The following is a 964-nucleotide window of genomic DNA, read 5'->3' as shown; positions in this document are numbered from 1 at the left end:
GCCAGGATCCTGGAGCCACTCGCCAGTACGTAAACACGTGACAGATCCACTACGCGACTGGCTGGATACTGCGCCAACACCCGACCGGCGACGACTCCTTGTCGGATTGCACCAAGCCGCAGATGCCACCGATTTTGACACCGCCACCAAAGCCGCCACCCGACTGATTACCATCGGTGATGATCCGTCCACGCCCGCATTAGGCATGCTCGCCCGCAGGATGGCCCAAGGCAGCGAACCCACCGTCGAGGTAGTCAACCTCGGGATATATGACCAGCTGACCCAACGGGAGGCCACCGCATGACTATTAGTGTTGACGACATCGTGACGTTAGGTCGCCAGGCAGCCCTGACCAGCACAGTGCTAGCAAAATGGGCCGAACACGGCACCCCGAAACAACGAGAATACCTCCATGGCCTGCTGACCGCAGAGACCGAATCACGCCAAGCGTCACGGCGCCACCGATTGATGCGAGCCGCCAAATTGCCGACGTTGAAGTCCCTTGAAGGCTATGACTGGTCCCAGATCAGTTTTCCTCCCGATTATGGCCGCGAACAGCTCATCAGCATGGACTTTATCGACCAAGCCCAAAACCTGGTGCTCTACGGTGATGTTGGCACCGGCAAAACCCACCTGGCCATCGCCCTGGCAGCAGCGGCCTGCCAGCAAGGTACCCCCGCCCGGTATTTCACTACCGCCTCACTTGTGATGCACCTCCGCCGGGCCAAAGACCATAACCGACTCGATAAAGAACTGACCTTGTTGGCCAGAAACAAGCTGCTCATTATTGACTTATGCCGAGGTGGGGATTATGTCGATAAGTCTGCTGACGGGTGGCTCTGATCGTTGAGAACACTGCCTTTGACAGCTTTTTCTAGCTGAGACGTATCGGCATAATTACGGCTGGGTCATGATGTTTTCTAAGGAACAAAACGTTCCTGATGGGAGAACAGATCATGACTGG

General features: G+C 56.4%; 1 protein-coding gene and 1 pseudogene. Both read left to right on the top strand.

Going from position 1 to position 964, the window contains the following annotated elements:
- Positions 1 to 304: pseudogene (locus ACYVJT_RS15290) on the top strand (IS21 family transposase); the annotation flags it as partial.
- Positions 301 to 843, top strand: coding sequence for an ATP-binding protein (locus tag ACYVJT_RS15285; RefSeq protein WP_499418569.1), 543 nt, complete (start codon positions 301 to 303; stop codon positions 841 to 843). The pseudogene ACYVJT_RS15290 and the gene ACYVJT_RS15285, both read left to right, overlap by 4 nt.
- Positions 844 to 964: the final 121 nt, after the last annotated feature.

The sequence above is a fragment of the Yaniella soli genome (assembly GCF_054782375.1).
The sequence above is the reverse complement of the archived record's forward strand: the minus strand, read 5'-3'. Positions and strand labels throughout refer to the sequence as shown.

Excerpts from the sequence above, each read along its gene's own strand:
- ACYVJT_RS15285 (WP_499418569.1), top strand. The coding sequence starts at position 301 with ATGACTATTAGTGTTGACGACATCGTGACGTTAGGTCGCCAGGCAGCC.